This is a genomic window from Thalassobacter sp., assembly GCF_982993085.1.
Window position 1 is genome coordinate 53,411 of record NZ_CEZFMW010000001.1, and the last position, 25,518, is coordinate 78,928.

27 protein-coding genes are annotated in these 25,518 nt (G+C 55.9%); 23 read left to right on the forward strand and 4 right to left on the reverse strand.

From position 1 onward, the window contains the following. Positions 1-182 precede the first annotated feature (182 nt). Positions 183-380, forward strand: a complete 198-nt coding sequence (locus tag AC4GMC_RS00235) for a hypothetical protein (protein ID WP_487876962.1) — start codon at positions 183-185, stop codon at positions 378-380. Here AC4GMC_RS00235 and AC4GMC_RS00240 read toward each other — a convergent pair. Further along, positions 360-1,811, reverse strand: a complete 1,452-nt coding sequence (locus AC4GMC_RS00240) for a sensor histidine kinase (RefSeq protein WP_487876963.1) — start codon at positions 1,809-1,811, stop codon at positions 360-362. The genes AC4GMC_RS00235 and AC4GMC_RS00240 overlap by 21 nt on opposite strands. After that, positions 1,808-2,545 (reverse strand): response regulator transcription factor, encoded by a 738-nt coding sequence (locus tag AC4GMC_RS00245; RefSeq protein ID WP_487876964.1) that lies wholly within the window; start codon positions 2,543-2,545, stop codon positions 1,808-1,810. The genes AC4GMC_RS00240 and AC4GMC_RS00245 overlap by 4 nt, the downstream gene beginning before the upstream one ends. A 241-nt stretch (positions 2,546-2,786) precedes the next feature. On the opposite strand from AC4GMC_RS00245, the gene AC4GMC_RS00250 reads away from it, so the two are divergent. From AC4GMC_RS00250 to AC4GMC_RS00310, 13 genes are all read left to right on the forward strand, one after another. Then, the gene (locus AC4GMC_RS00250) at positions 2,787-4,037 is read left to right on the forward strand and encodes an ABC transporter substrate-binding protein (RefSeq protein WP_487876965.1); all 1,251 of its coding nucleotides are present in this window, start codon (positions 2,787-2,789) and stop codon (positions 4,035-4,037) included. A 59-nt stretch (positions 4,038-4,096) separates the two neighbouring features. Further along, positions 4,097-4,969, forward strand: a complete 873-nt coding sequence (locus AC4GMC_RS00255) for a carbohydrate ABC transporter permease (protein ID WP_487875900.1) — start codon at positions 4,097-4,099, stop codon at positions 4,967-4,969. Then, on the forward strand, positions 4,962-5,855 hold the full coding sequence (locus AC4GMC_RS00260; protein WP_487875863.1) for a carbohydrate ABC transporter permease: 894 nt from the start codon (positions 4,962-4,964) through the stop codon (positions 5,853-5,855). Before AC4GMC_RS00255 ends, AC4GMC_RS00260 begins: the two co-directional genes overlap by 8 nt. A 4-nt stretch (positions 5,856-5,859) precedes the next feature. Then, positions 5,860-6,957 (forward strand): ABC transporter ATP-binding protein, encoded by a 1,098-nt coding sequence (locus AC4GMC_RS00265; RefSeq protein WP_487875864.1) that lies wholly within the window; start codon positions 5,860-5,862, stop codon positions 6,955-6,957. A 3-nt stretch (positions 6,958-6,960) separates the two neighbouring features. Further along, entirely contained in the window at positions 6,961-7,872 is a 912-nt protein-coding gene (locus tag AC4GMC_RS00270) for a glucokinase (protein WP_487875865.1), read from the forward strand. Between the two features lie 657 nt (positions 7,873-8,529). After that, a complete protein-coding gene (locus AC4GMC_RS00275; RefSeq protein ID WP_487875866.1) occupies positions 8,530-9,837 on the forward strand; it encodes a tyrosine-type recombinase/integrase in 1,308 nt (435 codons plus the stop codon). Further along, positions 9,834-10,289 (forward strand): hypothetical protein, encoded by a 456-nt coding sequence (locus tag AC4GMC_RS00280; RefSeq protein ID WP_487875867.1) that lies wholly within the window; start codon positions 9,834-9,836, stop codon positions 10,287-10,289. The genes AC4GMC_RS00275 and AC4GMC_RS00280 overlap by 4 nt, the downstream gene beginning before the upstream one ends. Positions 10,290-10,373: 84 nt before the next feature. Beyond that, the gene (locus AC4GMC_RS00285; protein WP_487875868.1) at positions 10,374-10,562 is read left to right on the forward strand and encodes a helix-turn-helix transcriptional regulator; all 189 of its coding nucleotides are present in this window, start codon (positions 10,374-10,376) and stop codon (positions 10,560-10,562) included. 47 nt (positions 10,563-10,609) lie between these two features. Continuing rightward, a complete protein-coding gene (locus AC4GMC_RS00290; RefSeq protein WP_487875869.1) occupies positions 10,610-11,782 on the forward strand; it encodes an AAA family ATPase in 1,173 nt (390 codons plus the stop codon). A gap of 778 nt (positions 11,783-12,560) precedes the next feature. Further along, on the forward strand, positions 12,561-12,962 hold the full coding sequence (locus tag AC4GMC_RS00295) for a hypothetical protein (RefSeq protein WP_487875870.1): 402 nt from the start codon (positions 12,561-12,563) through the stop codon (positions 12,960-12,962). 92 nt (positions 12,963-13,054) lie between these two features. Next, on the forward strand, positions 13,055-15,274 hold the full coding sequence (locus tag AC4GMC_RS00300; protein ID WP_487875871.1) for an efflux RND transporter periplasmic adaptor subunit: 2,220 nt from the start codon (positions 13,055-13,057) through the stop codon (positions 15,272-15,274). Continuing rightward, a complete protein-coding gene (locus AC4GMC_RS00305; RefSeq protein WP_487875872.1) occupies positions 15,271-18,462 on the forward strand; it encodes an efflux RND transporter permease subunit in 3,192 nt (1,063 codons plus the stop codon). The genes AC4GMC_RS00300 and AC4GMC_RS00305 overlap by 4 nt, the downstream gene beginning before the upstream one ends. 41 nt (positions 18,463-18,503) lie before the next feature. Next, positions 18,504-18,854 carry a copper-binding protein gene (locus tag AC4GMC_RS00310; protein ID WP_487875873.1) on the forward strand — a complete coding sequence of 117 codons (351 nt, stop codon included), beginning with the start codon at positions 18,504-18,506 and terminating at the stop codon, positions 18,852-18,854. Between the two features lie 43 nt (positions 18,855-18,897). Here AC4GMC_RS00310 and AC4GMC_RS00315 read toward each other — a convergent pair whose 3' ends face one another. Beyond that, positions 18,898-19,434: a Crp/Fnr family transcriptional regulator gene (locus tag AC4GMC_RS00315; protein ID WP_487875874.1), complete on the reverse strand. Its 537-nt coding sequence runs from the start codon at positions 19,432-19,434 to the stop codon at positions 18,898-18,900. A 68-nt stretch (positions 19,435-19,502) separates the two neighbouring features. On the opposite strand from AC4GMC_RS00315, the gene AC4GMC_RS00320 reads away from it, so the two are divergent. The 8 genes from AC4GMC_RS00320 (at position 19,503) to AC4GMC_RS00355 (ending at position 24,607) form a co-directional block, all read left to right on the forward strand. Then, positions 19,503-20,090, forward strand: a complete 588-nt coding sequence (locus tag AC4GMC_RS00320) for a hypothetical protein (protein ID WP_487875875.1) — start codon at positions 19,503-19,505, stop codon at positions 20,088-20,090. Between the two features lie 68 nt (positions 20,091-20,158). Further along, the gene (locus tag AC4GMC_RS00325; RefSeq protein WP_487875876.1) at positions 20,159-20,473 is read left to right on the forward strand and encodes a hypothetical protein; all 315 of its coding nucleotides are present in this window, start codon (positions 20,159-20,161) and stop codon (positions 20,471-20,473) included. 107 nt (positions 20,474-20,580) lie between these two features. After that, entirely contained in the window at positions 20,581-21,075 is a 495-nt protein-coding gene (locus AC4GMC_RS00330) for a DUF411 domain-containing protein (RefSeq protein ID WP_487875877.1), read from the forward strand. Then, a complete protein-coding gene (locus tag AC4GMC_RS00335) occupies positions 21,072-21,536 on the forward strand; it encodes a c-type cytochrome (RefSeq protein WP_487875878.1) in 465 nt (154 codons plus the stop codon). Before AC4GMC_RS00330 ends, AC4GMC_RS00335 begins: the two co-directional genes overlap by 4 nt. Next, positions 21,533-21,877, forward strand: a complete 345-nt coding sequence (locus AC4GMC_RS00340) for a copper resistance CopC family protein (RefSeq protein WP_487875879.1) — start codon at positions 21,533-21,535, stop codon at positions 21,875-21,877. The genes AC4GMC_RS00335 and AC4GMC_RS00340 overlap by 4 nt, the downstream gene beginning before the upstream one ends. A gap of 5 nt (positions 21,878-21,882) precedes the next feature. Then, a complete protein-coding gene (locus AC4GMC_RS00345; RefSeq protein ID WP_487875880.1) occupies positions 21,883-22,761 on the forward strand; it encodes a copper resistance D family protein in 879 nt (292 codons plus the stop codon). A gap of 13 nt (positions 22,762-22,774) precedes the next feature. After that, complete coding sequence (locus AC4GMC_RS00350) at positions 22,775-24,202, forward strand: multicopper oxidase family protein (protein ID WP_487875881.1); 1,428 nt, start codon at positions 22,775-22,777, stop codon at positions 24,200-24,202. Between the two features lie 24 nt (positions 24,203-24,226). Further along, positions 24,227-24,607 (forward strand): hypothetical protein, encoded by a 381-nt coding sequence (locus tag AC4GMC_RS00355; protein WP_487875882.1) that lies wholly within the window; start codon positions 24,227-24,229, stop codon positions 24,605-24,607. Between the two features lie 4 nt (positions 24,608-24,611). On the opposite strand, the gene AC4GMC_RS00360 is transcribed toward AC4GMC_RS00355, so the two are convergent. Then, the gene (locus AC4GMC_RS00360) at positions 24,612-24,860 is read right to left on the reverse strand and encodes a metal-sensitive transcriptional regulator (RefSeq protein WP_487875883.1); all 249 of its coding nucleotides are present in this window, start codon (positions 24,858-24,860) and stop codon (positions 24,612-24,614) included. A gap of 105 nt (positions 24,861-24,965) precedes the next feature. Here AC4GMC_RS00360 and AC4GMC_RS00365 point away from each other — a divergent pair, with 105 nt between their 5' ends. Further along, positions 24,966-25,514, forward strand: coding sequence for a DUF305 domain-containing protein (locus AC4GMC_RS00365; RefSeq protein WP_487875884.1), 549 nt, complete (start codon positions 24,966-24,968; stop codon positions 25,512-25,514). The last annotated feature ends 4 nt before the right edge of the window (positions 25,515-25,518 follow it).

The following is a 25,518-nucleotide window of genomic DNA, read 5'->3' on the forward strand; positions in this document are numbered from 1 at the left end:
GTTTGATCGGATGCGCCGGTTCCTAGATGCCTCGCTTCCCTACAAACACGTCCACGCGCCTCATTTTTCTTGGGCGGGTTTCGATAGATCGGCTTGCATCGGGGTAAGGCACTGCGTTCCGCATTTCGATAAAGAGATCTACTGTTGCATGGACTGTTGGCGCAGCCGGTTAATAGGGCGATATGTTTTCGCCATCTCTAACCATGCCCTCTGCCGAGGCGATTGGCGGGGCATCTTGGCCCGCCGTTACGATCGTAGTCACTTGGCGCGTTCTGGATGGTGCAGGCGAATTGGTTTACATGAACCTTGTGCGTTTGTCAGACGTCGATATGGCAGTTCCTGACAACCCCACAACGGGATCAGTTGCGCTGGATTTCTAGCTTTGCAGCCACGCCACGAGAAACGTCCTCAAACACCAACGACCCGCCGTGCAGCTTGGCAATTGTTGCAACAATCGTCAGGCCCAAGCCGTGTCCGTCAATGGTAGCGGTGTCTTCCCCGCGCTGGAACGGGGCCATCAGGGCTTCGATGTCTTGGGCGGACGTCTGGGTGCCTTCGTCCTCGATCACTATGGTGGCTGTCAGAGCGTTTGCCTTGACCGATACATGCGCACGGCGGCCGTATTTTAGGGCGTTCTCGATCAGGTTCGTGATGGCGCGTTGCAGTGATACAGGGCGGGCAAAGACAATGATGTCTGTTTCAGAGGGCACAACGCCTTGGCCTTGGCGTGACATAAAGATGGACCGGCCGCCCTGCACGATGACTTCTTCGGCCTGTTGCAACATGACGGGCCGCCCGACGTCTTGGTAATCCGCGACAATCGCATCCACGAGTGAGGTGAGTGAAAGCTTGCGGGGAGCTTCTGCATTCATTTCAGCGTTGGTGTAGGTCAGCACGCTTTCGATGATGTTTGTCATGCTATCAATGTCGTTTTCGAATTTTTGGCGCAGTTCCTTGTCGGGGATCAGTGCGGCCCGCAAACGCAGGCGCGTCGCAGGCGTGCCAAGGTCATGGCTAACACCCGACAGGACCGCGGCGCGGCTGGCCAATTGTTCACGTTCCACCTCTAGGTAGCTGTTCACTGCAGTCACAATCTCGCGCAGTTCTTGGGGGCCTGTTGCATCATACCGTGTCGGACCGCCGAGGCGGCGGCGGTTGCGCAATTGATGGGCGAATGCCGTAAAGTCTGACGACAGGTTCAGGGTCAGGGTGATCATCGTGACCATCGACACAACCGCCAGAAAAACCGCCCAGAGCCGTCTGTCAGCCGGGCTCGCCTCGCAGCCCCAGGCCTGTGAGCCGTCGACGCCAACCCAAGGTGCGTCGCCCAATTTTGCGATGACTACTGGGTCGCTGCAAAAGGATGCGAACTTGCGCGTAACGGCGCCGGTTGTTTCCGCCGCTGTCTGGCCGTCACGGTTGGGCAGATCGGCAATGTTGTAGGTGATGTCAGGGGATAGAATGGCAAGTGTTAAGGGCGCCCCAACCCGCTGGGGCGTGACATCGGCTGAAATGGGAATAATCGTGAGGCGCGACGCGGACGTGGTGCCTGTGATTTGGCGGAACTGGCCTGTTGTCGCAAAGGCTTGATCTTCATGGGATAGCGCCCGAAGTGTTACCCCCGCTGGCGGTGCAGTCCCGTTTTGCAGGGCATCATAGAGCGTTACGCCTGCGATATATGCCGTACTTTGATGATGGCGCCAGTTGGCGGTCGATTGGGTCCAAAGCCAGACAGAAAGCCCACCCGTCAGAAAGGCAGCACTCACAAGGATCAGACCGATCGTGCGCAAGCTAGAGATGGTGCCGATCAACCGTCTTGGTCCGTAACATCAACAGAAAAAACGTAGCCGACACCGCGCTCGGTCTTGAGAATGAGGGGGGCCTTAGGGTTTGCTTCGATTTTGCCGCGCAAGCGGCCCACGAGAACGTCGATGGCCCGGCCTATGGCTTCGGGGGATTGTGATGACGTGCCCGTAACATCCAATGCGGTCGCAATTTCGGCGCGGGTCAGTGGAATATGCGGGTTGGCCAGCAAGGTTTGCAAAAGGGCGGTTTCACGGCGCGACAGGGCCACTTGGACATTGTCGGGCGATAAAACCTCTTCGGTTTTGGCGTGATAGGTCCAGCCCGCAAAGGAAAAGGTCTTGGTATTGCGACGGTGCACCAGAGAGGAAGAGCGCCGTGCGCGTGACAGTACGGCCTTGACCCGGGCCAGCAACAAGTCGGGATTAAACGGTTTGGCGATGTAGTCATCCGCGCCCACTGCATAGCCCTTCATGCGCTGATGATCGGCCGATAGGGCGGACACCATAATCACTGGCACGTCTTGTTCATCGCGCAAGCGGCCACAGATTTCGAGGCCGTTTTCATCCCCTAGCATCACGTCCAACAAGATCAGATCCACGCGCCCATCATTTAGATGCGCCTGCACCTCGCGTTCGCTTGAGGCGGGCAATGCAATCATTCCGTTCTGACGTAGAAACTGCGTCATCATTTGGCGCATGTCGGAATCATCATCAACGACAAGGAGCCGCGGGATACCCATGATATGCCTTTCTCGGATGCTTAACTTTTAGGCTGGTGGAGCAGTTAACGCCCCATATGTAACACTGTGCAACAAAATCGAGCGTTGCGTAACAACGTGTAACAAAATTGCAGATTAATGCGCTGACGGACCTGAATACCTGCTCTGCGCTGATTGCATTGCTCTGCGACGCTCTCCAGTGTTTTGCTTGTCTGCCTCAAGGCGGGGCACAAAATTTCTGGGAGGAAATCAAACAATGACTATGAAATTCCTAAGCGCAGTTTCTGGTATGGCAATCGTTGCATCGACTGCCGCATTTGCTGATGGTCACGCGTCGCCCGAGGCCGAAGTCCTGCATTACTGGACATCCGGCGGCGAAGCGAAGTCGGTCGCGGTTCTGCAAGAAGAGTTCGCTGCAAACGGCGGCACATGGACGGATATGCCAGTTGCTGGTGGCGGCGGCGATGCAGCGGGCACAGCCCTGCGCGCCCGCGTGTTGGCGGGCAACGCACCGACAGCGGCGCAGATCAAAGGCCCTGCCATTCAAGAATGGTTCGAAGAAGGTGTTTTGGCAGACATCTCGGCGGTTGCTGAGGCTAACAACTGGTCCAAAATTCTGCCTGAGGCCATCGCGGGCCACATGCAGTGTGAGGGCACTTGGTGTGCGGCGCCTGTAAACGTGCACCGCGTTGACTGGATCTGGGCAAACGCCGAAGTTCTGGCAGCAAACGGCATTGAAATGCCAACAACATGGGACGAATTCAACGCAGCCGCCGAAACGCTTTTGGCTGCTGGCACCATTCCACTCGCACACGGTGGCCAAGCTTGGCAGGACGCGACTGTCTTCGAAGCTGTTGCTCTGGGCATTCTGGGTGCGGACGGTTTCCGCAAGGCGTTTGTTGAGCTGGACATGGACACAATCAAGTCGGACGAGATGGTTGCCGTCTTTGACCAGATGCGCACCATGCGCGGCTACGTTGACGAAAATTTCTCTGGTCGTGACTGGAACCTGGCTACGGCAATGGTCATGAACGGAGAAGCAGCGTTCCAGATTATGGGTGACTGGGCCAAGGGCGAATTCATGGCGGCTGGCAAAGTGCCTGGCGAAGATTTCCTGTGCCTATCCACACCGGGCGAAGGCTTTCTTTACAACGTGGATAGCTTTGCAATGTTCGCCGTTGATGGTGACGACAAACAAGCGGGTCAGGCCCTGTTGGCCGAACTAGTGGTTGGTGAAAGCTTTCAGGAAGTGTTCAACCTGAACAAGGGTTCTATTCCCGTGCGCACAGACGTTGCACTGGATAACTTTGACAGCTGTGCTGTTCTGTCCGCCGACGACATGGCCGCAAGCAACGAAGGTGGGTCGCTTTTGCCATCTTATGCCCACGGCATGGCGCTTCGTGGTGCACAGGCGGGTGCAATTACCGATACTGTGACGGCACACTTCAATTCTGATATGGCCTCTGCGGACGCTGTTCAGATGTTGGCTGACGCAATCGCGAACAGCATGTAAAAGTCTCCTCCCGTCCTCTCCCACGTCCGCGTGGGGGAGGGCCCTTTAAGGATATTCCAATGACCAAGTGGCTTGAAGAACACATGCCTAAATTGGTTTTGGCCCCCTCGTTCATCGTCGTCCTGATCTTCGTCTATGGCTTTATCGCTTGGACGGCTTGGGTGTCTTTGACGCGGTCGCGGCTTTTGCCAAGATATGAGATTGAAGGGTTCATCCAGTATGACCGTTTGTTTGCCTCTCCCCGGTGGGACACTGCGTTTACCAACCTGTTTGTGTTCGGCTTCTTGTTCATTGTGATTGCGATGATCCTTGGCCTTATCCTTGCCATTCTGCTGGATCAGAACATTCGAACAGAGGGCGCGATCCGCACGATCTATCTCTACCCGATGGCACTCTCGATGATTGTGACCGGTACGGCGTGGAAATGGATCCTTAACCCAGGGCTGGGCCTTGAGGCTACAGTGCGTGGTTGGGGGTTCGAGGATTTCACCTTCAACTGGCTCGTTGATCCGGACATGGCGATTTACACGGTGGTCATTGCGGCGATCTGGCAAAGCTCTGGCTTTGTGATGGCGCTGTTTTTGGCGGGACTGCGTTCTGTGGATCAAGAGATTATCAAGGCGGCCCAAGTCGACGGTATTCCAACATGGCGCGTTTATACCGCGATCATCATTCCCGCGATGGCTCCGATTTTTCTGTCTGCCTTCATCGTGCTCTCGCACCTTGCGATCAAGAGCTTCGATTTGGTGATTGCTCTCACGGGTGGTGGTCCCGGTTATGCCACCGACCTGCCCGCAACATACATGTACACAATGGCGTTTTCACGCGGCGATATCGGCCAAGCGGCCAGTTCTGCGATGATCATGATGATGGTCGTCTTCACGATTGTGGTGCCATACCTCTATTCAGAGCTGAGGACGAAAGATGACTGATATGTCTTATACTTTTCCTCGGTCGGGCAGCCGCATGGTCAACAACCTATTGCGCTGGGTGCTGTATATCTTGCTGGGCCTGTTTGCGCTGTTTTATCTGATGCCGCTGTTCGTGATGATCATAACATCCTTCAAGAGCCTCGATGAAATCCGGACCGGTGATTTGATTTCGCTGCCGCGCGAGGTCACGTTTGATGCGTGGCGCACTGCATGGTCCGGTGCTTGCACAGGTATCCAGTGCGAAGGCGTGCGTCCTTTCTTTTGGAACTCTGTCCTGATCGCCATCCCTGCGGTTTTGATTTCTACGTTGATCGGTGCGTTGAACGGCTATGTCGTCGCCCAGTGGCGTTTTAGGGGGGCGAACCTGTTCTTTGCGTTGATGCTGTTTGGCTGCTTCATCCCCTTTCAAGTTGTGTTGCTGCCCATGGCCCGCATGTTGGGACTGATGGGGATGGCAGGCACGATTCCGGGACTGATCTTTGTCCATGTAATCTATGGGCTTGGGTTCACGACATTGTTCTTCCGCAACTACTATGTGTCGATCCCATCGGAACTGACAAAGGCGGCAAAGGTAGATGGCGCAGGGTTTTTCCGCATCTTCTGGTCGATATTCCTGCCGCTTTCGCTGCCCATTATCGTTGTGACGGTCATCTGGCAGTTCACCCAAATCTGGAACGACTTCCTGTTTGGCGTGTCCTTTAGTCAGGCAGGCACGCAGCCTGTGACTGTCGCCCTCAATAACATTGTTAATTCAACCACTGGCGTCAAAGCATACAACGTGGATATGGCCGCGGCGATCATCGCCGCTTTGCCCACCCTGTTTGTCTATGTCGTGGCTGGTAAATACTTCGTCCGCGGTTTGACCGCTGGCTCCGTGAAAGGTTAACCCCATGGCCCCCATCCTAGAAATCAACAACCTGTTCAAAAGCTATGGGTCGGTTGAAATCCTGAAAGACATCAACGTAGCCATCGAGCAGGGTGATTTCCTTGTTTTGGTCGGTCCGTCCGGCTGCGGTAAATCCACGTTGCTGAACTGTATTGCTGGGCTTGAGCCTATCTCGGGCGGGAAGCTGAGCATCGGTGGCAAAGACATGACCCATGTCAGCCCCAAAGACCGCGACATTGCGATGGTGTTCCAGTCCTATGCTCTTTACCCGACGATGACGGTCGCCAAGAACATCACCTTTGGCATGAAAGTGCGCGGTGTCGATCAGGCGACGCAGGACAAAAAGTTAAAACACGTCGCCACCCAGTTGCAGATCGAACCGCTGCTGAACCGCAAGCCGGGGCAATTGTCTGGCGGCCAGCGTCAGCGTGTTGCGATGGGCCGTGCGCTGGTGCGTGACCCAAAGTTGTTCTTGTTCGATGAGCCGCTGTCGAACCTAGACGCCAAGCTGCGCGTTGAGATGCGCACCGAAATTAAGGCGCTGCATCAGCGTCTCGGTGCATCGATGGTCTATGTGACCCACGACCAGATCGAAGCAATGACATTGGCGACCAAAATCGTGGTGATGAAAGGCGGAGTGATCCAACAGATCGGCACCCCATCCGAGATTTATAACCACCCAGCCAATCTTTTCGTGGCCGACTTTATGGGAAGCCCCGCGATGAATTTGATCCCAGCCAAAACTAAGGCAAACGGGAAGGGTGTCGAAATTGAGATCGCCAGTCAAAGCGGTGATCCTATCACGTTGATCGACACTAAAAACAAGGATTTGCCCGAGGACGTCATTCTGGGCGTGCGCCCCGAAGACATCGCCGACGCATCCTTGCGCGGTGGTGAAGGGCGCCAGCAGGCCGATTGTCTGATCGACATGGTTGAACCTGCGGGTGCAGATACATTTGCCGTGATGCAATTGGGAGGTAGGCACGTCACCGCGCGTCTGCATGCGGAAACGGGTGCGGTTGCAGGGCAAAACCTGAACCTCGTGTTTGATCTGGGTAAGGTGTCCTACTTCGCGCCCGAAACCGGCGAGCGCTTGAACTAAGCAATGCGGCTTGTTGCTGACATTGGGGGCACAAATGCGCGCGTCGCTTTGTGCGCGAATGGTGTGATTGATAAAGGGTCTGTTCGGCGTTTTTCCAACGCGGAATGGGATAGCCTGAATGATCTGCTGCGCGCATATCGTGATGACCATCGCAATGCTTTTGTCGATGAAATGGTCATCGCGGTTGCAGGCCCTGTTCATGGGAGGCGCGCCAAATTAACCAACCGCAAGTGGACAATCGGCGCTAATGATCTGGCGGAGGCCTTTTCCTGCAAACGCGTTGTATTGTTGAATGATCTCGGGGCCTTGGGATACGCCGTGCCGATGCTAACCGCGGATCAGGTTGCACCGCTGTGCGGGCAGCTCAGCCCCCGGTATGACAACGGTCAAGCCTTGGTCGTCGGCATCGGGACTGGGTGTAACATCAGTCAGGTGATTACCAAGGACCAATGGACGGTATGCCCGCCAGCTGAAGCTGGACACATCTCAATGCCTTCTGCAATCGTTTCCGAGCTCAAAGCTTGTGGCTGCAACTCGGATGAGTTTACCACCGTTGAGGCGTTGTTCTCGGGGCGCGGCCTGACCGCGTTCTGCCGTCAGTTCGCATGCTTGGAGGGTGTTACAGGCGAAATAGCGATCAAACAGTATGGCGCCCTCGGGGACAATGAAACGACCGCCGCAATCAATGCGTACGCGTCACTTTTGGGGCTGCTTTTGCGCGATTTTTCACTGAGCTACATGCCATCCCACGGGACGTTTCTGGCAGGCAGCGTCGCACGTGCCGTTGCGGAATGCGCGCCAGAGCCACTGACGAGTGTGTTTCAAAAACCTTGCAAGTTCCGTCTACAAGAAAGCCCATCCCTTTTTGTTGTAGACGAAGACGGCGCGGCCCTTCTAGGCTGCGCGCAGTTCTAAACGTTGGTTTTTTTGATGATGCGAGCGTGTGGGGTGAGAAACATCAAGTGATCGGTTCCTGCCATGCCAAAGAATGCCATCAAATCGGTACGGGTCACTCTGTTTTGCCGGGGGCTTTCCGCGGCCTGAAGCCTTCCGGAACCTTTTGACACAGCGAAAAACCCTTCCTTTTCGCCGAGACGCTTAGATGTCGATCCTTTTGGACTTATAACTTGCGATCCATAGCCGCGGGGCTTCGAGCTACTAGCGGTCATCCAATCCTGAACTAAGCGTTCGGACATGTGCCGGTGTACATTTGCCGGCGATGATGAAAATAGGAGAACCTCACCATAGGTCAGCGACAGTGGAACGCTCCGCTTGCTGAGATGCTAAGATCGTTTCCGATTAGCGTCACGCGTGGTGGTGCAAGGCTTCACTACATAATTTGAAAATAGTTGGAGGCGAGTACCGCTATTGCAGGCCTGTCGCAGTACGTCGCTTTCCGTAATCATTTCAATATCTTGAAAATTTTACCTTGTCGCGCCTCGTTGCACCTTGTAGCTATTAGTGAAAGGGTTTTGGGTGGGTATGTGAGGGGTCAGAATTTTGAGGTCCCCACAGACACCGAGTTCGATTCCGTGTTCGAACAGATTTGAGGTGATTTCGAGGGGTAAAGATATGCCGAAACGCGCCAAAGAACTTGGACCCCTCGAGGTCAAGCGTCTGAAAGGAAAGGGAACCTACGCCGTTGGCGGGGTAGCCGGGCTGGCGTTGCAGATCGGACAGTTCGATTCCCGATCTTGGGTATTTCGCTACAGATTTCGAGGGCGTCGGCGCGAAGCAGGACTCGGCCCGTATCCCGATGTTCCGCTTGCTAAGGCACGGGAATACGCAAGAGAAGCGCGCGAACAGCTCAGAGAGGGTGTCGACCCAATCGCTCACCGGCAGGCCTTCCGGCGCAAACTGCTTACCTTCTGCGAGGCGGTGGCCCTCTACGACAACGAGAAAGCCGTCGAGTTCCGAAGCGAGGTGCATCGGCGGCAATGGCGCGCGTCGCTCGAACGGCACGCCGTACCGGTCATCGGCGATATAGCCGTGAGCGACGTGGCGCTCCAGGATGTTCTCGACGTCCTTAGGCCCATCTGGACCTCCAAAACTGAGACCGCATCTAAGGTGCGCCAGCGCGTTGAGCGCGTTCTCGACTACGCGACGGTGTCTGGATACAGAACAGGTGAGAACCCCGCACGGTGGCGCGGAAATCTCGACATGATTTTGCCAGCAGCCACGAAGCTAACCGGGGGGCGTAACTATCCCGCGTTGACGCTCGATGACGCTGCGAGCTGGTTCGGAGCGCTTGCGCCGCGCGCAGGCACGAGCGCCCGGGCGCTAGAGTTCCAAGCGCTGACGGCCGCGCGGACCGGGGCCGTGCGCTTTATGACGTGGGAAGAAATCGATCTCGACCGACAGCTCTGGACAATACAGCCAGGGCGGGCATCCTCCAAGATCCCACCTTCCGGCCGGCCGCACCGGGTTCCGCTTTCATCGCGCGCGATGGCCTTGCTCCAGGAGCTACCGCGTCTCGCAGATGTCTCGCTGGTCTTTTGGAACAGGAAGGGCGGGGCGCTCTCTGATGCGGCGCTCTCTGCCGTCATGCGCAAGATGCACGAGGCTAGCGCTAAGAAAGGTGGCAGCGGTTTTGTCGATGCGCGCCTGGGGACGCCGGCCGTGCCGCATGGACTTCGTTCAACGTTTCGGACTTGGGTCGGAGAACGTACGCAGTATGACGGTGACATGGCAGAGATTGCGTTGGCCCACTCCGTCGGTTCGAAGGTGCGGCAAGCCTATGATCGTGCAGACCAAGTTGAGAAGCGCCGATGCATGATGGAAGACTGGTGCAGTTTTCTTGAAGGCGGAGCCAGTATTCGTGACGCCTCAGCCGCCCCAGGCGGTAGGGTGACGACTGGAATGACGGAGACAGAAGTATGAGCGACTGGGAAGACAAAGTCTCGGCAATTTCGCGATTGAGGTTCAGCAATCCGGAAAACGCGCTGCGCGAAGTGGCTGATCAGGTGTTGGCGGGGAATGACGACCCGCTTTTTCGCAAAATGCTCGCGCACATGATTCACCCGGACAAGCGACCAGTTAGCGGGTGCAAGCTCGTCTTGAAAAGATCAGGGCATGCTCCGCGGAAGGCGAGAAACTTTGCGCTCGAGGAGTTTTTGGAGCGCCAGATCGATATCCATGGCGTCCCTACAAAGATCGTATTTTATGAGGCAGAGAAGCGGTTTGGCGTTTCGCGCTCGACGGTGCTCGATGTCCTCAAGCGCTCCCGGGAGGCGCGTGATTGGGAGTTCTTCGAGGACATGAAGAAGAGAGACCTCGAGCTTGCGAAACACGGACACCCAGACTACCAGCCGATCTGGAGTCCGAATAAGTAGCGACTTTTTTGGACTTATTGGTTGTCGCAAATCACTGAAATGTGTGAATTATGGGGTGCATCCCTCGCAACAAGGATGCACGAAATGATTTATCTCTCCGACAAGCAAGTGGCCGCACGTTACGCGGTCGACCGCGCCGCGATCTGGCGGTGGTGCAAGGCAGACGCAGACTTTCCCGCGCCAGTCAAACTTACCCCTGGGACGACGCGGTGGTGTCTTCTCGAGCTTGAGGCATGGGAGGCGCTTCGCGCCGAGAGGAGCCGCCAAGCGTGACAAAATCCGTAAGCAAAAAGCCTAGCACTGCAGAAGAGGACGATTGGATGAAGAATCCTCTTCCGCTCGAGTTCGAATACATTAAAAGCGTGCAACAGGACTCTGCGGCCTCAGCATCTTTGTCTCCGACACGCTTTATCTGGGAGGATCCCAGCCAGATCCCGCGAAGAGATTGGCTCTACGGTTGGCACTTGATGCGCGGAATCCTTTCACTGACCGTTGCGCCCGGCGGGGTTGGTAAATCGAGCCTGATGGTGGTGCAGGCGCTGGAACTCGCTTCCGGAAAAGAGCTGCTTGGACATCGGGTCAGTGGTCAGAGGCGGGTCTGGCTAATTAACCTTGAGGACGACAGGAATGAGTTGCGGCGTCGCGTTTCTGCGGCGATCAAGCACCATGGGCTTAATCCCGTCGACATTGGCGATCGGCTTTATGTGGACAGCGGGCTTGAGCAGGAGCTTCTTCTTGCCAGCGAGAGGCGGGATGATCTCTTCTTGAACGAGGAAGTCTTCCAGAGACTCGAAGAAGAGATCCGCCGCGAGAAGATCGATGTTGTTATCATTGATCCTTTCGTTTCGGCTCACCAAGTTAACGAAGCCGACAACGGGAAGATCGATCGCATCGCGAAGCGCCTGGCTCGGTTGGCTCTCCACACCAATTGCGCCCTAGAGTTGGTCCATCACACGCGAAAGCTGAACGGAATGGACGTGACTTCGGAAGCCAGCCGAGGCGCAAGCAGCCTTCTTGCCGCAACGCGTTCCTCCAGGACCATCCAAAAGATCAGTGAGAAGGAACGCCGCGAATGGGGCGTGGTCGACGACAGGGGCACGTATTTCTTCATCCAACGGGATAAGGCAAATCTCGCACACGCCGGAAGCAGGGAGACCTATCGAACGGTTTCCCTCGATCTCGGACAGGGTGATGAAATAGCCGTCGTAGAGCGCTTTGAACCGCCGGATGCTTTCGATGGCATTTCGGTGGATGACCTATTGCGTGTCCAGCGCGCCATTGATGGGAAGCAGTGTCGCTTCTCGGACCAGGCCGATGATTGGGTCGGAAACACTGTCGCAAAGGTTCTTGGCCTCGATGCAAGGAAAGAACAAGCTCGGATCAAGAAGATGATTAGAGCCTGGATCAACGCCCGGGCTCTGGTCAAAACTAGGGTCAAGATTAACTCCCGCGATACGCCAATCGTTGAGGTCGGCGAATTGGCCGGCGAATGAGAGCTTCATTCACTCTCGCGCCCCACACCACCACCACGCCCTTACCAAGAAGGGCGTGGTGGTGGTGAAGAGCGGGAGCCAACCCGGGGGAGGGGGTAAAACAAAACTAAACATGCAAAGGACCGGAGGAAGAGGCTCTATGTGCGTCGAGTGGAAATTGAATAGAGTTCTCCACGGCTGACGTCTGCAGCGACTTACCAACGAGGAGATAGTTTGTTTCAGCAGCGGATTGTCGAGTTGTATGTGGGCCTAGTCATTGTACGGAATAATGGTCGTGCTGGTACATGGCGCTCGACGGTTTCACGCTGCGAGAACACTTTTCAAAGAGTCCAAGTTCTGTGTCATCAATCCCGTCCGCGAAATGCCCAGCCAGCCCTCTTGCTGCGATCTCATTGGTTATTCTCGTTTCAGAAGTATTGCAGAACCATTAAACCAAGCGATAAACTCATTCTAGTCAGTGGGCAGCTTTCTGGCGCCTGCTCCGTTCGGTAGCGTCACTAGGTGGGTGTCAATTGGACTCACAGCAGACTTTAGCCGCGTGGCGCATAGATGACGGCAACGCGGACAAACCCGACCTTGAGTTTTCCGCCTTCGCTGACGCAGCATCGTTGTGCGCGCGCGGCAAGAAATTCGCTGCGACGCAGTTCAGCCACCGAAGCGGTCATTGCCGAGCGGCTTAACATTGCTCATCAAAACCGAAACACGCTAGATTATCCTTTTTCCGAAAGCTAAAGAAGTCGTGACTTGCACTTTTTGCGTTTCCGTCTAACTACAGCGTATGGAAAACGGTTTTTCAGTCAGAACAACTTTTGCAATGCGTCAGCTTACGCTGATCTGTGTGATGTTTTTTATGCTGATACCGCAAATTGTGAGTGCCGGTTCCTCTCATTCGAGTATGTTGATGACCTTTGGCCAGCAACATTGTGCTGAAATGCACCATGAGACTGGCAAGGCACAGGGTGCCTCCGCAGAGCAACATGATCATACGAACTCAGACAGCCACGAGATGATGGATGCGTCTACATGCTCCGGTATGCTCTGTTCTGGTGTTGCGGCCGTCCAGACGACCCCCGTAGTGCAAATGCAGCAATTGTTAGTTTCCACTGGTTTGTCGTTCGAAATCGTGCGATCCCCCAGCATCAGCTTGGACACCTTTAGAAAACCTCCCAAAGCAGCCTGATCGGCTTGTCGATCAGTGCGCCGTGTTTCGCGCACATGATCCTATTTTGATCATTGGTTTGACCTGTCTGAACGGGTCTTGTGGAGACTATCATGAGCGGACGCTACGCTGCACTCAGCATTCTCGCGCTTGGCGCGGGTTTAGCTGGCGGAATTTATGCTGAACGATTCTATCTGAACCCGACGAGCATCGCTGGCGATACTGGCCCAGAAATTTTGTACTGGGTTGCGCCGATGGATGCGAATTTCCGGCGCGATGAGCCGGGGCAATCGCCCATGGGCATGGATTTGATCCCTGTCTATGCTGGTCAAGAGACGTCAGAAGACCCGTCGACGGTCACTTTATCCGCTGCCGAAATCAACGCCATTGGTGTACGGACCGCCGTTGCCCAAACCAGTGATATCTCCCAAACCATCGAGACAGTTGGCTTTGTCGGTTACGACGAACACCTGACAAGCCATGTTCACACCCGCGTTGATGGCTGGATCGAGGAATTGACGGTCCGTGCTGTTGGGGACCTTGTTCTGGAAGGTGACATATTGTTCGAGATGTTCTCGACGGTCATCGGATCCGCCAGCGCCGAACACGTACGCACTATGGACGAAGGCAATCAACGCCTCTTAGAAATTTCGCGCAATAAGTTGCGCAGCCACGGCATGTCAGATCGCCAGATTGAAGAGATCGAAGCCACGCGGACTGCGGCGCGCAATCTCCAAGTCTACGCCCCTCAGAGCGGTGTTGTTATCGCGCTAGAGGCCGCAGACGGTATGTATTTGCAACCGAACACGCGGGCAGTTTCTTTGACGGACTTGTCCACCGTTTGGCTGATTGTGGATGTGTTTGAACGTGATATCGCACGGATGAGCGATGACATGACCGCGTTTGTACGGTTTGAGCACTTGAACGGGCAAGTCTTCGAAGGCCAGGTCGACTATATCTACCCTGAATTGGATGCTGCGACGCGCACCCTTCCGGTTCGGCTGCGCGTGGACAACTCCGAGCGGCTTTTGAAGCCTAATATGTTCGGCAATGTCTCACTGGTGCCCAATGAAACCCGCCAGGCACTGACGGTCCCGACAGAGGCGATTATCCGCACGGGTGGTGCCGAGCGCGTTATCCTCAAAACAGGTGAAGGTACATTTGCGCCCCGGCTGGTGACAACGGGCCTGCGCGACAACTTTGGCGGTGGGGGGCGCACGGAAGTGGTGCAGGGTCTCGCGCCGGGCGAAGAGGTCGTGGCGTCCGCGCAATTTCTGATCGACAGTGAAAGTGCGCTGAGCGCTGGTTTGATGCGCATGGCCCCGACAGATCAGGAACCTGCACGCGGAGCGGGAGAGTTGTTGGCGTTTGATCCGCAAACCCGGATGGCCACCATTCGCCATGGCGATCTTGAAAGCGTCGGTTGGCCTTCGATGGACACAACGTTTGCTGTTCGTGCAGATATCGCAGTCGCACGGCTGATGGCTGGCCAACAAATTAAGTTCGAGGTGATCCGCGGCGCGGATGGTCTGCTTTACCTGTCTGATATTGCACCGGATGATGGGATCGCCGCGACGGGGATCGGAATGGTCGAGGCCGTCACTGAGGACGGTAAGCTCACGATGAGCCATGATCCAATTCCGGAACTTGGCTGGCCCGCAATGGTCATGGATATGCCGGTGTCGGAACTCGATGCGGGTCAAGTACCCCTTGGCACCCAAGTGGCATTCGATTTGACCGAAGATGCCGACGGGATGTTCGTGATCGTCGCCGTGAGACCCATCGATGAAAGTGCTGCTACTCAGCCGAACATGACTGAACCGGACATGGCTGCGGACATGCCGATGGAAATGACGGCGGCCGAGCCCATTGTTGTCGGGGGAACCATTGACGCGATAGACGCAGAAACCCGCCGCGCAACTATCACACACGCCATGATCAAAGAAACTGGCATGCCCGGCATGACGATGGATTTTGATCTCGTGGATACGCTCGATATCGCTGGTTTGCCCGTCGGATCACAAATGTCGCTCACCTTTGAACGCCCCGATGGGATGACAATGGTCTTGGCCGCAGCGGAAACTGTCGCACCGCCCATCGAAGTTTCAGGGACAATCAACACCGTAGACCCTTCAAGTGGTATGGCGAATATTTCGCACGGGCCGATGACAGGTATCGGGATGCCGGGAATGACGATGGATTTTGGTCTGTCGCCGTCTTTGGATGTTGCTTCATTGCCGTTGGGTGAAGAATTGACGCTGCTGATGATCCGCAACGCGGACTTTTCGATGACGCTTGTTGGCGTCCTCACAGCACCGCAGGTCGGCCAATGATCCCCGCCTTGATACGCGCATCGATCAAGAATCGGTTTCTGGTTCTTGCACTGTCGATGATGCTGGCCATTGCCGGGGTCTGGGCGATCAGGTCAACGCCGGTTGATGCGATCCCTGACTTGTCAGATGTGCAGGTCATTATCAAAACGCCTTACGCGGGACAGGCACCGCAAGTGGTCGAGGATCAGGTGACGTACCCGATCACCACGGCTATGCTTGCCGTGCCCGGTGCCACCGATGTGCGGGGGTTTTCATTCTTCGGGGACAGCTATGTCTATGTCGTTTTTGAAGATGGGACCGATCTGTATTGGGCCAGAACTCGTGTCCTTGAATATCTAGGCCAGATTACCGCTAACCTGCCCGAAGGCGTCTCTCCACAGTTGGGGCCAGATGCGACGGGTGTTGGCTGGATTTATCAATATGTGCTGATCGACCGCAGTGGAAACCATGACCTCGCCGAGTTGCGAACCTTGCAGGACTGGTTCTTGAAATACGAACTTCAAACGGTCGAAGGCGTGTCTGAGGTCGCCACAATCGGTGGCATGGTCAAACAGTATCAGGTCGTCGTTGATCCCAACAAACTACGCGCCTTTGATCTAACCCTTGCGCAAATCCGTGATGCCATACAGGGCGCAAACCGCGAAACCGGTGGCAGTGTAATCGAGATGGGCGAAGCTGAATTCATGGTCCGCTCAACCGGATATGTGGACGAGCTGTCTGATCTTGCCAGTGCGCCGCTGATCGTCAACGACCGTGGAGCAGCAATCACTTTAGAAGATATCGCTGACATTCGGCTCGGGCCCGAGCTACGACGCGGTGTCGGTGAATTTGACGGTGAAGGCGACGTAGTAGGTGGTGTCGTAATCCTGCGGTGGGGCGGAAATGCACTGTCCACGATCCAAGCTGTCGAAGCGCGGATCGAAGAACTGCGTCCAAACCTGCCCGAAGGCGTCGAACTGGTCACGACCTACAACCGGGCCGGTGTTATCGAGCGTGCAATTGAAAACCTCGAAAAGAAACTGACCGAAGAATTCATCGTTGTCGTGTTGGTCTGTGCCGCATTCCTGCTGCACATCCGCTCGTCGCTGGTGATCGTGCTGTCCTTGCCGCTTGGTATCTTCGTAGCGTTCATCATCATGAAATTTCAGGGTGTGAACGCGAATATCATGTCCTTGGGCGGCATCGCGATTGCCATCGGGGCTATGGTCGATGCGGCAATCGTGATGATCGAAGCGATGCACAGGCGGATCGAAAAAGAACCGCTGACACCGCAAAACCGATGGCGAATCGTAACTGAATGCTGTGAGGAAGTCGGTCCCGCTCTGTTTTTCGCCTTGGCCATTATCGCTGTCAGCTTCTTTCCGGTGTTCGTGCTGGAAAGTCAGGAAGGGCGGTTGTTCAAACCGCTGGCGTTCACCAAAACCTACGCGATGGCTGCGGCCTCTATCCTCGCGGTGACGCTGGTGCCGGTCTTGATGGGGTATTTCGTGCGTGGGCGTATCATGCCGGAGCGAAAGAACCCGCTGAACCGTTTGGTGATCTGGATTTATCGCCCGTTTTTGGACGCAGCAGTTGCATGGCCTTGGGCGACTACGATGCTTGCCGTTGGTCTTGTCGCGTCGATGGTATGGCCGTTGCAACGGATCGGAACGGAATTCATGCCTGAACTGAACGAGGGTGATTTCCTATATATGCCATCGCTCTATCCCGGTGTGTCCATCGGTAAAGCACGTGAGGTTTTGCAACAGTCTGACCGTCTGATCGCGACAGTGCCAGAAGTTCTGACCGTACACGGCAAACTTGGTCGTGCAGACACAGCGACGGATCCCGCCCCTCTCACCATGATAGAAACGACAGTGCAATTGCGCCCCGAGTCGGAATGGCGCGAGGGCATGACGATGGAGCTGATCCGCGAAGAACTTGACCGCGTGGTGCAAATTCCCGGCGTTACGAATGTGTGGATACAGCCGATCAAAAACCGCATCGATATGCTGGCAACAGGAATTAAGACGCCCGTTGGCGTCAAGATTTCCGGTGAAGACCTAAGTGTAATCGAAGCCATTGGCATCGAAATCGAGCAGGCTGTTGCAGGGATTGACGGGACCGCATCGGCCTATGCCGAACGTCCAGTCGGGGGCCGGTTCATCGAAATCAACGTCGATCGGGATACGGCGGCGCGCTACATGATGAGCGTTCGCGATGTCCAAGATGTCGTTCAGACGGCGATTGGCGGTATGCAGGTCTCTGAAAGCGTCGAAGGGTTGGAACGGTTCCCGATCAACCTGCGCTACCCGCAGGAATGGCGAAACAGCCCCGAACGCCTGCGCAATCTGCCGGTTGTCACACCATCGGGGGCGCATATTCCACTAGGAACCTTAGCCGAAATTCTGATTGTTGATGGACCCGCGATGATCCGGTCCGAAAATGCTCGTCGCACAGGCTTCGTGTTCATCGACATCGCGGGTCGCGATCTGGGTGGATATGTAAACGAGGCCCGCGCGCTTGTTGCTGAAACGGTGACACTGCCGCCGGGATATTCGATCACATGGTCGGGTCAGTATGAATATATCGAACGGATGCAGGATCGACTGAAGCTCGTCGCGCCCGCCACCCTTCTCATCATCACGCTGATGTTGTTTATGGCTTTCAGCCGCGTCACCGAAGTCGCGATCATCCTTGCGGCTTTGCCGGTCGCCCTGGCCGGTGGCGTTTGGCTGATCTGGTATCTCAGCTTCGATATTTCAGTCGCAGTCCTCGTTGGGTTCATTGCCCTTGCTGGTGTCGCAGTTGAAACCGCTATCGTGATGTTGCTCTACCTCAACCTGGCTTGGGAAAAACGCAAAGACAGTGCAGCGCTTGAACGTCGCGCTCTCACACCCACAGATGTTGAGGAAGTCGTTTTTGACGGTGCGCTTTTGCGAGTGCGCCCCAAAATTATGACCGTTGCGACCATCTTTGCGGGCCTCATCCCCATCATGTACGGCCATGGCACGGGGTCCGAAATCATGCAGCGGATTGCAGCCCCGATGGTTGGCGGCATGGCTACGGCAACGCTGCTGACCCTCTTGGTGATCCCATCAATCTTTGTGATCTGGAAACGCTTCGCACTGTCCCGGGTCAATCGTGAACTCGCGGCGGATTACATCGATGCGCCAGCTTCCATACCGAATGCGGTTCCGGGCGAATGATCGTCGGACCCATAAAAACGCAACCCAAACAGGAGAATGTTATGCGTAAGACCCTTACTTTGATCTCTGGTATTATCTTGTCGTCAAGCATGGCGATGGCCCAATCCACGGATCATTCGACGATGGACCATGGCAACATGGCGATGGACGAGACGATGGTAGAAGACGGCGTTCATGTGAAAGCAGTGGTGAATTCCTTTGGCGAAGGCACCGTTAACGTAAGCCATGATCCGATTCCTGAAATTGGCTGGCCAGCAATGACGATGGATATGCCGCTTATGGAAAACGCGGAAATGATGGGTGAAATCGAAGTTGGCGCACCAATCACGATGATGTTGGTCAAAGGTGACGACGGAATGTACAGCGTCGCAGCCCTTATGGCAGACATGTGAACCACTGGTCTGGGTCTGATGTTACCGGACCCAGACTCTCCATTTATCTTTTAGGGTTTGAAACATCTTTTCGCCGCGCCAGCTCTCGATAAAGCGCTGGTGGCGAAACGCCGATCCTTTCTGCCACCATGAGCCATTCACCCTTAGGCGGTTTGCCATGAAGGTCCAGCCAAGCATCAAGCCGATCCGCCACACGCCTGAAACGCAGGATTTCAATCCGCGCCCGCTGCGCCTGCGCTTCCTTTGCATGGGTTTCAATTAAGCTCAGGGCAGCCTCCGGCATGTTTCGGATAGCGCTCAAAAACTTAGCACGAGGCATGCTGGAAACTTCGGCGTCAAAGCGCGCAATAGCGTCACAGTGATAGATTTTCGCAAACAAGGACGCCTCGGCCAAAGCCATGCCTGCCGTGGCAACGTGCAGTGTCAGCGGCACACCATCTTTCAGCGGGCGCTCCAATGCGACCGCGCCGGATCGCACCAGATACATCGAATTTACCCTGTCCGCCTGTCGGAACACCGCCGCGCCTTTTGCGACTTTGCGGATGGGCGCGCCGTCAAAAATATGAACCCAGTCTGACATGATAAAGATCATACGGCGAATGATGCAGATCGGATAGAGTGCCGTGACAACTTGAAAGGCGGCACGACATGCGGGCAAAGACTATCCTGACAGCAATGGCATTGACTGGTGGCGCGACGATCGCGATTGCGCAGACCAACCATACCGGACACTGTGATGGCATGGATCATTCAGCACACGGCCAGGAGCAGATAGCGACTGGCGATGTATTGTCGGAACCCGGACAAGGGGCTTTCGCGTCATTGTCGGAAGTCGTACGCGTGTTAGAAGCCGATCCCGGTACGGATTGGGCAAAGGTTGATCTGACTGGCTTGCGAGCGCATTTGGTCGATATGGACCGGCTGGTATCCGACGCCATTGTGACGGAAACTGACCTGCCGGACGGTATCAGCGCCATCTCCACTGGCGATGCCGCCACAATCGCGACGCTTCGGCGGATGGTGCCTGCCCATGCCTCGCAGCTCGCGCGTGATGATCGCTGGACTGTAGAAGCCACCCAAACCAATGACGGCATGGAGCTGCGGGTGACTAGCGATGATCCCGCTGTTGTCGCCCGGATCAAGGGTCTTGGTTTCTTTGGATTGATGGCCAGTCAGGATCATCATCGTGAGCATCACTTGATGATGGCGCTTGGGGAAGATGCCCACGCGCATTGATATGCTACGACAGCAGGTAACAGACGTGCGACTTGCAAAACCATACATACCCCATATAGGTATGTTTCATGTCTATGGCTCGCTTCATCATGGTCGTCATCTTGACGCTATCCGCATCGCTCTCCGGAGCGATGGATGCGGGACATATGCCGTCTACCGATCATAACCACGCTGCGGCTGAAATCATGGCGGATGAACAACCCGCATGTTGTCAGGACAGCAGTGAACGCACGCAGACCTGTCATGCTGTGCCAGCGCTGCTTCCGGCATCGGAACTGGCCAGCCTTCCGCCGAGTTCGGTCGAAGATATAGTCTGCGCGTCTGGCATACTGCTGAACGGTATTCAGCCATCCGGTCTTCTCGATCCACCCCGCGCGGTGTGATACCTGCTGTGCCTCTCCGTGGTGCAGCAAAGATTAGTCATCACACCAAAACGGGCTTTGCCCGCAGCCATTATATATGGGCACGCATCTTTCGAGAGGAAAAACTTATGAAATCGATCACGACACTTCTGGCTTTAACACCCGCCGCTGCACTTGCCCTTGGACTGGCATCCTTTGGATGGGCGGGCAAAGCCCACGCCGATAGCCATTCACCTATGGCTGACTACGGCACCATGCAAGTTACCAAAAGTCCCACATGCGGATGCTGCGGCGCTTGGGTGGCACTGGCCCGCGAGGAAGGCTACGGCATTGAAGTTACCGACACTGCGGACGTCACAAGCGTGAAATTGGACGCGGACATTCCCGGCAACATGTGGGCCTGTCATACCGCTATGATCGACGGCTACGTCGTCGAGGGCCATGTGCCATTTGCTGCACTTGCAAAACTGCTGGAAGAGCGCCCGAACGTCACAGGCATCGCTGTTCCGGGAATGCCCGGCGGCTCGCCCGGCATGGGAAATGATCCAACTGCGCGCTATGACGTGATCGCCTTCGGCGGCGATGCGGGTGATGGCGAAGTCTTTTATCAGGCCGGTTTGTGAAACGGCGGGTAGTCATAGCTGGTGGAGGAGCGGCTCTGATAGGGGCCGCTCTCTATGCCTACACCACGGTCTTGGCTGAAACTGATCGGGTTGTCTTGCAAGATACCGATCCGGTAATCGTAGCACTCGGGGCGAGTGTCTATGAGGCGAATTGTGCCTCGTGTCACGGGGCTAACCTGGAAGGCCAAGCCAATTGGCGCTCGCCTGGTGATGATGGACGCCTCCCCGCACCGCCCCATGATGCAACCGGACACACATGGCACCATGACGGGGACACGTTGTTTCGGCTGACCAAATACGGAACGGGCGCACTTATCGGCGATCCCGACTACGCTTCGAACATGCCAATCTACGAAGGCGTTCTGAGCGATGAAGAGATTATCGCCGTTCTCAGCTACATCAAATCGACTTGGCCGGACGACGTCCGCGCCCGTCATGACGAAATGGAAAACAGACAATGAAACAAAGCATTTTTGCAATCCTTGCGCTGATCGCAACCGCGACCGGTGCCTGGGCGCACTCCAAAGCCGAAGAAACAACTCCGGCAAATGAGGCGACAGTAGCATCGGTTGAAGCCATCGAAATGCGCTTTGATGATCCAATGCGCGTGACCGCGATTACGCTGACTGGACCGGACGGGGAAGTGGATATTGAGCGTGAAACCGGCATGGATGCCGTGACGGAGTTCCGTGCGCTGCCACCTGCTGATCTGCCCGACGGGGCCTATACGGTTGATTGGCGTGGTCTATCTGCAGACGGTCACCCCATGCAGGGCACCTTCGGCTTCAAAGTAGCCGATTGATCCGCGTGGAAGGTCTGGCACCAATCGACGCATGGGCCATTGCGGCCATCATTGCGAAGGCAGCGGGCTACGGCGCGGCGCTTCTTGCAATGGGAGGGCCACTATTCATTCTGGCCTTTCCAAACGCATCCTCCGATGTGCAGAAACTAGCTCGGAAAATCGCTGTGATCGCCGCCTTGATCGGGCTTGCGGTGCTGGCATTCCGGTTTGGCATCCGGGCCGCCCGTATCTCCGGGATGGGTTTGCCGGGGGCGTTCGATCCTATGATGCTTGGCTTTGTCTGGGACAGTCCGCTCGGGACAACCGCAATCTGGCGCGTTTTGGGTGAACTTCTGGTCATCATGTTGCTGATAAGAGGCGTCGTCGGCCTCGGAGCGGGGCTGATCGGGGCGCTCTTGATTGCGGTGTCTTACACGTTCGTCGGCCATTCTCTTGGTGACCCCCGCTGGCTGCTCGCGTCGTTATTGACGCTGCACCTTCTGGCGGCGGCGTTCTGGGTTGGCGCACTGGCCCCTCTCGGTCGCGCGGTCGGCCAGCGGGATGGGGCATCGATGCTTCATCGCTTTGGAGCCATCGCCAGCGTGACGGTCGCACTGCTCATTGTCGTTGGTTTGATCTTTGCATGGCTCATGACCGGATCACTCTCGGCGCTGCTTTCAACAGCTTACGGCTGGACGCTTCTCGCCAAGCTCGGGGTGGTGGCAGGCTTAATGTTCCTCGCCGCCCTCAACAAATGGCGGTTCGTTCCGGCGCTTGCCTCTTGCGACCCCACTGCTGCGTCCCACCTGCGCCGCTCAATTCAAATCGAAACCGTGGCCGTTCTGCTGATCCTGATTGCGACGGCAACGCTGACCTCGATCACCACGCCTCCGGTCAACTTGTGAAAGGGAAACTCTCATGACCTCCTTATCCCGACGATCAATTCTGAAAGGGGCTGCTGCGCTTGGCGGCGCAACACTGTTGTCCAGACCCACTCTTGCCGATGAGCGCTTGCCAGTCCTGCGGGCGGCACCTGCATCTGCGCAACTTGCCCCTGCCGAATATCCTTCAACGCCTGTCTGGGCCTACGGGACTGAAGCGGTAGGCACGGTTCCGGGCCCGGAAATTCGCTTAGGGGCCGGGGAGCGGGTCAGATTCCAACTGGTCAACGACCTGCCGCAACCAACCGCTGTGCACTGGCATGGCATTCGCATTGAAAATGCCATGGATGGCGCGGCACCTTTGACACAAACCCCCGTGCCGCCCGGCGATACATTCGACTATGACTTCGTAGCCCCCGATCCTGGCACATATTGGTATCACTCTCACAACCGCAGCACGGAACAAGTCGCGCGTGGTCTCGCGGGTCCATTGATCGTGGAAGATCGCGAACCCTGGCTTGGTGAACCCGGTGCAGCAACCCGCGAGCTGGTCCTTATTCTTGATGATTGGCTGCTGGATAGCGACGCAAGAATTATTGAAAATAGATGGGATGACCTGCACGCGGCCTCACATGGTGGGCGCATGGGAAACACGGTCACGGTGAACGGCGCTGCCTATCCAGAATTGGATATCCAGCCCGGCGAGCGGGTGCGGTTGCGGATCATCAACACAGCCACAGATAGAGTTATGTTCCTGTCGTTGCCACACCTGTCGGCACGGCTGATTGCGTTGGACGGCTACCCCGTCACGCCACGCGACGCCGAAACACTCGCCCTCGGACCCGCGCAAAGGGCGGATGTGGTGATCGACGGTCGCGTGGACGGTGAGGCCCGCGCCAGTCTGTTGCTTGATCCCGGCAACGGAGAATGGGTGGAAATTGCTGGCTTCATCCATTCGGGTGACAGTGTGCCATCAACCGGCACTGATGTCCGCTCTTTACCTGCGTGGGGCACACTTCCCGCGCCAGTCCTATCAGACCCGCAACGCGAAACGCTGTTGATGGAAGGCGGAGCCATGCGCGGGATGTTGGAAACTCGTTTTGGCGGCGAAACAATGGGATCCCGCGAACTTGCAGCCAACGGCATGGTTTGGGCGTTCAACGGTGCCGCAAACGAAATGGATACGCCAATGTTCCGGGCGGCTCTGGGCCGAACTGTGCAACTGGAAATGTCAAACCGATCCGTGTTCCCCCATGCAATACACCTACATGGTCACCATTTTACCATCCTCTCCAAAAGTGGCGCTGCGAACATCGAAGGCGACGTGCGCGATACTGTGCTGATCGGCGCGGATGAAACCGTCGAGATTGCCTTTGTTGCCGACAATCCGGGTGTGTGGATGATCCATTGCCACATGCTATCGCATCAGAAGTCGGGCATGATGGCGTGGTTTGAGGTCGCCTGAGAGATGTTCTGGGCACCGTTCATCATGGGTATTGTCCTTGGCGTCGCGACGGTCAGTCTGATGGCAGTTGGGGGCGTTCTACGCCAGCGCGGGACATGGGCAACAACGATGGTCGCAATTGCGTCTTTCTACGTGGTCTTCGCGATACAGACCGGCAACTTAATGGAAATCATTGTTCACACTGGTCTCGCAGCCGGGTTCGTCATTCTCGCGATTGTTGGCGCACGCGCGTCATCCTGGATACTCGCTGCTGCTTTGCTCGGACATGGATTATTCGACGTTGCAGTCGGATCGGTTCTCTCGAACCCTGCTCCGAACTGGTGGGGGCCGTTCTGTCTGGGGATCGACGTGATACTGGCGCTTGCTTTGGCCGTGATGCTCTGGCGCGGACAAACCCTCGACTAAATTACTATTTCGACGCTTTCTGCAAAAGCCCGATCAACTCGTCAAACTTCGCTCGCTGTTCTTCGGGGTCGCCACTTTGGATGGCCGTCTCGACACAATGCTCGGCGTGATTTTCAAGGATTAGCTTTTCAACGCCCAAAATAGCGGACCTTATTGCGGCTGTCTGTGCCAGAATATCCATGCAGTAGCGATCAGCCTCGACCATGCCTGCGACGCCTCGCACCTGTCCTTCCAGCCTGGAAAGTCGGTCCAATGTTTTATCTTTGTTGGCTTTCACGCTGGCATTCCACTTTTGTTTGGAACCATCGGCTGACATTCTGGGCATATACCCCATATGGGTATATTAGAGAGACAGACAATGGCACATCACGGCGACACTACAATGGATTCAACAGATACGCATCATAGCCATACCGGAAAATCCGGAAACTATGGACGGTTTTTTGTAATGATCGGTACCCCCACGGTGGTGATGTATGGCCTGATGTATCTCAACACCTATGCGCTCGATCACGTCTTTTTCTCGCAAACCCGGATGTGGATGGCGCTTTACATGGGCGGGATGATGGCGGTGATCATGCTAGCTTTCATGCTCGGCATGTATTCCAACCGAAAGGCAAATATTGCGATTTTTGTTGGTGCCGCGATTGGATTTACTGCGGGGCTATATCTGGTGCGTTCGCAAGATACAGTCGGTGATGTCGCATGGATGAAAGCGATGATCCCGCACCATTCCATTGCGATTTTAACTAGCGAACGCGCCAATATTTCCGACCCGCGTGTACGTGAACTGGCCGATGCGATCATCGAAGCGCAACGCGGGGAGATTGCAGAAATGAAGCGATACATCGCTGACATTGAAGCGAACGGCGATGCAGCCCCCGGAACATCCAGAACAGAGCCCTGAGACG

Coding starts and splice junctions, on each gene's coding strand:
- AC4GMC_RS00285 (WP_487875868.1), top strand. CDS start 10,374: ATGATTTATCTCTCCGACAAGCAAGTGGCCGCACGTTACGCGGTCGAC.
- AC4GMC_RS00305 (WP_487875872.1), top strand. CDS start 15,271: ATGATCCCCGCCTTGATACGCGCATCGATCAAGAATCGGTTTCTGGTT.
- AC4GMC_RS00260 (WP_487875863.1), top strand. CDS start 4,962: ATGACTGATATGTCTTATACTTTTCCTCGGTCGGGCAGCCGCATGGTC.
- AC4GMC_RS00355 (WP_487875882.1), top strand. CDS start 24,227: ATGGGTATTGTCCTTGGCGTCGCGACGGTCAGTCTGATGGCAGTTGGG.
- AC4GMC_RS00325 (WP_487875876.1), top strand. CDS start 20,159: ATGTCTATGGCTCGCTTCATCATGGTCGTCATCTTGACGCTATCCGCA.
- AC4GMC_RS00255 (WP_487875900.1), top strand. CDS start 4,097: ATGACCAAGTGGCTTGAAGAACACATGCCTAAATTGGTTTTGGCCCCC.
- AC4GMC_RS00320 (WP_487875875.1), top strand. CDS start 19,503: ATGCGGGCAAAGACTATCCTGACAGCAATGGCATTGACTGGTGGCGCG.
- AC4GMC_RS00340 (WP_487875879.1), top strand. CDS start 21,533: ATGAAACAAAGCATTTTTGCAATCCTTGCGCTGATCGCAACCGCGACC.
- AC4GMC_RS00265 (WP_487875864.1), top strand. CDS start 5,860: ATGGCCCCCATCCTAGAAATCAACAACCTGTTCAAAAGCTATGGGTCG.
- AC4GMC_RS00315 (WP_487875874.1), bottom strand. CDS start 19,434: ATGTCAGACTGGGTTCATATTTTTGACGGCGCGCCCATCCGCAAAGTC.
- AC4GMC_RS00290 (WP_487875869.1), top strand. CDS start 10,610: ATGAAGAATCCTCTTCCGCTCGAGTTCGAATACATTAAAAGCGTGCAA.
- AC4GMC_RS00250 (WP_487876965.1), top strand. CDS start 2,787: ATGAAATTCCTAAGCGCAGTTTCTGGTATGGCAATCGTTGCATCGACT.
- AC4GMC_RS00330 (WP_487875877.1), top strand. CDS start 20,581: ATGAAATCGATCACGACACTTCTGGCTTTAACACCCGCCGCTGCACTT.
- AC4GMC_RS00280 (WP_487875867.1), top strand. CDS start 9,834: ATGAGCGACTGGGAAGACAAAGTCTCGGCAATTTCGCGATTGAGGTTC.
- AC4GMC_RS00275 (WP_487875866.1), top strand. CDS start 8,530: ATGCCGAAACGCGCCAAAGAACTTGGACCCCTCGAGGTCAAGCGTCTG.
- AC4GMC_RS00245 (WP_487876964.1), bottom strand. CDS start 2,545: ATGGGTATCCCGCGGCTCCTTGTCGTTGATGATGATTCCGACATGCGC.
- AC4GMC_RS00365 (WP_487875884.1), top strand. CDS start 24,966: ATGGCACATCACGGCGACACTACAATGGATTCAACAGATACGCATCAT.
- AC4GMC_RS00295 (WP_487875870.1), top strand. CDS start 12,561: ATGGAAAACGGTTTTTCAGTCAGAACAACTTTTGCAATGCGTCAGCTT.
- AC4GMC_RS00270 (WP_487875865.1), top strand. CDS start 6,961: ATGCGGCTTGTTGCTGACATTGGGGGCACAAATGCGCGCGTCGCTTTG.
- AC4GMC_RS00310 (WP_487875873.1), top strand. CDS start 18,504: ATGCGTAAGACCCTTACTTTGATCTCTGGTATTATCTTGTCGTCAAGC.
- AC4GMC_RS00300 (WP_487875871.1), top strand. CDS start 13,055: ATGAGCGGACGCTACGCTGCACTCAGCATTCTCGCGCTTGGCGCGGGT.
- AC4GMC_RS00235 (WP_487876962.1), top strand. CDS start 183: ATGTTTTCGCCATCTCTAACCATGCCCTCTGCCGAGGCGATTGGCGGG.
- AC4GMC_RS00350 (WP_487875881.1), top strand. CDS start 22,775: ATGACCTCCTTATCCCGACGATCAATTCTGAAAGGGGCTGCTGCGCTT.